Here is a 4,218-nt window from a genome sequence, read left to right as displayed (position 1 = left end):
GGCGGCCTCGGCGTGCGTCATGCCCTCCTCCAGGGCGAGCAGCGCAAGCTCCACCACGTCCCTATCATACATGCGGACCCCCTTCCGGACGCGTGAATCGCGTCCAACTTTTCGTCCGCAGTCCCCCGTGACTCGATAGACTTCGATGAATGGGTCGATTTGGACTTGCTCTACATCCGTCAGTGCTCTGTGTGGGCTGACTTCAAGCTGATTGTACAGACTGTAGGCTGCGTACTCACTGCACAGGGGAGCTAGGGCGGTAATGAGAAAGAGGTCCGACAATTTGTTGCTAGCGCTCAACCGTAGGCGTATGCCCCATGCGGATTGTTTTACGTGTGTATACCCCAGTGTTTACATCTGGACAAGAAATAAGGAGTAAAACTATGGCCACTACTGTGCAAGGCAGCCTTATCACCACATTTAGGTGCAACGCCAAGTGCAACATGTGTAACATCTGGAAGTGCCCGACCAAGCCCGAGGAGGAAATCGATCCCGAGTTCTATCGCAAGCTGCCCGACGGTTTGCGAATCAACATCACGGGCGGGGAGTCCATGCTCCGCCAGGACATCGACAAGATTTTCGAGATTCTCTACCCCAAGGCGGAGCTTCTCGAGCTTTCGACGAACGGCTACTACACCGAGAAGATCGTCGCGCTCGCCAACAAGTACCCCAACATTCTCATTCGGGTGAGCCTCGAGGGCCTGCCCAAGCTCAACGACGAGAAGCGAGGCACTCGGGACGGTTTCGATCACGCGCTCAGGACGATGCTCGAACTGCGCAAGTCGAAGTGCAAGAACATCGGCTTCTCCGTGGTCATCTCGCCGGACAACTACAAGGACTTGTTGCCGCTCTACGAGCTGTGCGCTGCTCTCGATGTGGAGCTAGGCAATTCGGTCGTGCACAACTCTTGGTATTTCCACAAGGAGGATAACCAGATCACGAGCGACGACGCCCTTGCCGCCCACGAGGAGTTCGTGAAGGCGCTCCTCACCTCCAAGAGGCACAGCCTGAAGGGCAGGCTCAAGGACTACGGGAGGGCCTACTTCAACAAGAGCATCCATCGCCGTCTTCGCGGCGACGAAGCGGGATACCGGCCTCCGTGCGGGGCGCTCAAAGACTTTTTCTTCATCGACCCGTGGGGAAACGTTTCCCCGTGTAATGGGTCTTCCGAGGAGTGGATTATCGGCAATATCAAGGAGCAGTCTTTTGAGGAAATCATGTCTTCGGAGAAAGCCCGGGAGGCGCAGAAGCTGGTAGACGCCTGCGACCGCAATTGTGCCTTCATCGTGACGGAGCGCCACGACATGGTGCGTCGTCCGTGGAAGCCGATATGGTGGATTCTGAAAAACAAGGTCCGCATTGCGAAGGGCCAATCCGTATGCTGGTAGCCCCTCTGAGTGTCTGCGTGATCGGCACGCGGGGATTCCCTGGCGTCGAGGGGGGCGTCGAGCGTCATTGCGAGTGCCTCTACACTCGTATGGCGGGGCGGGCCGATGTGCTGGTCTACCGCCGTAGGCCCTACGTCGAGCCCTGCGAGAACTACGAGGGCGTGCGGTTTGTTGACCTTCCTTCGACGAGGGTGAAGGGCTTCGAGGCGGTGCTGCACTCCTTCCTCGCAACGTGCGCCGCGCTCATTCGGAAACCCGACGTCGTCTGCTACCACAACATCGGGCCGGCCCTGTTCTCCCCGCTGCTCGGGCTCAGGGGCATACCCGTTGTGCTCACCTATCACAGTCCGAACTACGAACATGATAAGTGGGGAGGCGTCGCGAAGGCCGTCCTCCGCTTTAGCGAGAGGGTTGCGCTCGGAAGTTCGGCTCTGACAATCTTCGTGAACAGGTTCCAGATGGAGCGCTGTGCGGATGCGTGCAAAGGCGGTGCGGTCTACATCCCGAACGGAGTGGATGCACCGGCTCCCCAGGCGAGCACGGAGGCTGTTGAGCATTTCGGGCTCGAGCCCGGGAGATTATATTGTGTCCGTTGGGAGAATCACTCCGGAAAAGGGCTTCGACGTCCTTATCCGAGCTTTTCGCGAGGCTGCGCCAAAGGGCGTGAAGCTCGCCATCGTTGGAGGGGTTGAGTCGGAGCGAGCGTATGCGGAAGAGTTGAGGAGTCTCGCTGCGGGTGCCCCCATTGTTTTCACGGGTGAGCTGCACGGCAACGATCTCGCCCAAATCTACGCCAACGCCTCTCTCTATGTTCTCGCATCTCGCAACGAAGGTTTCCCCCTTGCGTTGCTCGAGGCAATGAGCTACGGGCTCGACGTCGCCGTCAGCGACATCCCCGCGACCCATCTCGTGAGCCTGAATTCGGACGACTACTTTACGGTGGGCGAAACCGGGGAGCTTGCGAAGGCCATCAACAAGAAGCTCGGCATGCCTGTGCGCAGGGCCTATGACCTCGCTTCTTTTGACTGGGACAGGGTTGCCACTGAGACGCTCGAGGTCTACAAGAAAGCCGTCAGGGCAGAAGGAGGGCTGCAGTGAAGGTCTGCCTGGTGAACAAGTTCCACTGGCGCAAGGGCGGCAGCGAGACCTACTACTTCAACGTCGCCGAATCCCTGCGCGCCATGGGGCACGATGTGGTCTGCTTCGCGATGGAGGGGCTGGAGAACGAGCCCTGTGAGCAGTCGGGGTATTTCGTGAGCGCCCGCGACTACAACGGGAAGACGTCGGTTTCTCGGAAGGTCCGCGACGCGGCCAGCATGTTCTACTCTAAGGAGGCGAAGGAGAAGTTCGACCGCCTGTTGCGAGACGAGCGGCCCGATGTGATTCACCTGAACCTCGTGCACCGTCAGATCACCTTCTCGATTCTGGACGCGCCCTACCTACAGGAGCACCCCGTTCCTATTATTTACACCTCGCACGACTATATGCTGATCTGTCCGGCGTCCGTCATGCTCGACGGTGCGGGCGAGGTGTGCGACGCATGTCTGGACGGCCGCTTTCATCATTGCTTCGAAAAAGGGTGCGTGAAGGGCTCGCGTGCAAAGAGCGCGTTGGCTGCTGCCGAGGCGGCTTTTCTTCGCCATCATGGCAGCTACCGCAAGATCGACAGAATTATCTCACCCTCCGATTTCATGCGAGCGAAGCTTCTGGAAGGGGGATTCCCCGCTTCGCAGGTCGTACGCATGCGCAACTTCGCCACGAACGAAGTGCTGGCGTGCGCTCGCGCCGATACAGATTACACGGACCGCGAGCGTCCGTACCTGCTGTTCTTCGGAAGGCTCTCGCGCGAAAAGGGGGTCGATGTGCTGGTGGACGCCTTTCTCTCGATTGCCGACCGCATTCCCGGCTGGCGGCTCGTAATAGCCGGCGAAGGGCCGGAGCGCGAAGCGATAGAAGCGCAGCTTGCTGGGCGTCCAAGGGGTGATAACGTGGAGATGGTCGGCTTCCAGCAGGGCGATGCGCTCCGCGATCTTGCCGAACGCTCGTCGCTCTCCGTAACCCCTTCGCGCTGGAGGGAAAACATGCCATTCTCGATTATCGAGGCGTTTGCTGCCGGCACGCCGGTCGTGGGCACTCGCATCGGAGGCATCCCCGAGCTCGTCTCGGAAGGCAATACTGGCTTCCTCGCTGAGCCAGGCGACTCGGCGTCACTTGCAGAGGCTATTATGCGTGGGGTAGACCTTTGGAGCGACATGGACGCTTACTGCGACGTACAGTCTCGCTGCCGCTCTCTTGTGTTGGAGAATTGCGATCAATTCCGTTATATGAGTCAGCTTCTTGATCTCTACGAATCAATCGGGCTAGAGAAGAAAAGCGGCTAAGTCAATCATGCTCATTTGCATCGGGTGATAAAGGCAGTATTGAGCGGTGCTCTAAAGCACGGCAATGATTAGCAGGTTTAGTCTTTGCGTCTGTTGCGAGCAAGACTAGAGGATGGGTTTTCAGTTATGGAGCTAAACAGCAGTTTTTTGGAAAGGTGTGTCGCCGGCGTCTTCATGCGCGAAGTTGGGGAAACTCTGTGGGTGTAGCGGTGTCTGCTCGATCGCATAGTGCACGAAATCCCAGGATGGGGAGCATCCTCGATTTAACGCTTTCTGAAGTTCTTTGGCTTGCGGGCTTTAACGTTCTTCTCTTTGAGTTGCCGATCGCGTGCCGAAAGTTGGTGTCACGGGCCGCTTTGAAGGAGAAGCGGCCATTGCCTAGAATCGATCGTTGCGAAGGTAACCGATTCGAGAGAAAGGCAACGGCCACCATGGACACTCTACAGGAA

5 protein-coding genes are annotated in these 4,218 nt (G+C 58.1%); all 5 read left to right on the top strand.

Annotated features, from left to right (window positions below; translation table 11 throughout):
• Window positions 1–96: 96 nt before the first annotated feature.
• Window positions 97–255, top strand: coding sequence for a sugar transferase (locus DMP06_RS11825; RefSeq protein ID WP_338056831.1), 159 nt, complete (start codon window positions 97–99; stop codon window positions 253–255).
• Between the two features lie 128 nt (window positions 256–383).
• Complete coding sequence (locus tag DMP06_RS11160) at window positions 384–1,388, top strand: radical SAM protein (RefSeq protein WP_123209806.1); 1,005 nt, start codon at window positions 384–386, stop codon at window positions 1,386–1,388.
• Complete coding sequence (locus DMP06_RS11925) at window positions 1,331–2,080, top strand: glycosyltransferase (RefSeq protein ID WP_420820465.1); 750 nt, start codon at window positions 1,331–1,333, stop codon at window positions 2,078–2,080. Before DMP06_RS11160 ends, DMP06_RS11925 begins: the two co-directional genes overlap by 58 nt.
• Complete coding sequence (locus DMP06_RS11630; RefSeq protein ID WP_220092577.1) at window positions 1,974–2,486, top strand: glycosyltransferase family 4 protein; 513 nt, start codon at window positions 1,974–1,976, stop codon at window positions 2,484–2,486. The genes DMP06_RS11925 and DMP06_RS11630 overlap by 107 nt, the downstream gene beginning before the upstream one ends.
• Complete coding sequence (locus tag DMP06_RS11150) at window positions 2,483–3,769, top strand: glycosyltransferase family 4 protein (protein WP_123209805.1); 1,287 nt, start codon at window positions 2,483–2,485, stop codon at window positions 3,767–3,769. Before DMP06_RS11630 ends, DMP06_RS11150 begins: the two co-directional genes overlap by 4 nt.
• The last annotated feature ends 449 nt before the right edge of the window (window positions 3,770–4,218 follow it).

The sequence above is a fragment of the Slackia equolifaciens genome, from assembly GCF_003725995.1.
Lineage (GTDB): Bacteria > Actinomycetota > Coriobacteriia > Coriobacteriales > Eggerthellaceae > Slackia > Slackia equolifaciens.
This window is presented reverse-complemented; position numbering and strand designations above follow the sequence as displayed.